Raw genomic sequence first — 801 nt, 5'->3', positions numbered from 1 at the left:
CGGAGCGGCGCGCCGCCGAAGCGCTTGGCGCCGAGCCGCGCCTCCTCGAGCTGCTCGGCCTTCCCCAGCCGACCGCCGCCATCCCCGCCGCCCGCCGCCCCGCCCGCCCCTCGGCGGCCGAGCCGACCCGCACGGGCTGGGTCACGGTCCGGGTGGACGACGACACGGACGCGGACGACATGCTGGGCCTGTCCCAACTCCCCGCCGCCTTCCGCGCGGACCCCACCGCCCGCACCCCCGACGAGTACGCCGTGGACCCCGCCTGCGCGCCCACCGCCGACCACGCGTACGCCCCCGACACCCCTCACGAAGCCCGAGGCCCGCGCGCCGCGTTCGCCGCCGAGGAGGAACACCCGGACGCCCCCGACGACGCCACCCCGCACACAGCTCCCGGCGAGCCCAGTCCCGGCCGCACTCACCCGGCGGATTCCCGCCCGGGCCGAGTGACGGTCCGCATCGAGGACCTGGCCCTCACCCCAGAGGACACCGACGGCCCGGCCGAGGTCGAGCGCTCGGGCTCGTCCGTGGCGACGGAGGGCGACGGCGCCGACTCCGGCACCGGCCGCGCGCGGGCCACGGGCGTCGCGGGCGAGAGCGGCGGGCCGACCGTCGCGCGCGTGTACGCCGCCGATTCGCCGCCGCCGGAGCGGGTGACGGCGCGGGTCGGTGACGACGGCGAAGACGACGGCCGCGACCCGGCTGCCGCCGACGCGGACGGGAGCGTGCCCGAGCAGGCGCCGGAAGCCGGTCAACCGCACCCGGCGGACGACGGGGACAGCGGGTCCGACGACGAGGGGGACT

The 801-nt window shown here is 79.4% G+C and carries 1 pseudogene; it reads left to right on the top strand.

The features are described 5' to 3' along the window. A pseudogene (locus tag EEJ42_RS51215) lies at positions 1-801 on the top strand (hypothetical protein); the annotation flags it as partial.

The organism is Streptomyces botrytidirepellens, from assembly GCF_003721215.1.
GTDB classification, from domain to species: Bacteria; Actinomycetota; Actinomycetes; order Streptomycetales; family Streptomycetaceae; genus Streptomyces; species Streptomyces himastatinicus.
Note: the sequence above shows the minus strand (reverse complement) of the source record. Positions and strands in the feature narration are given on the sequence as shown.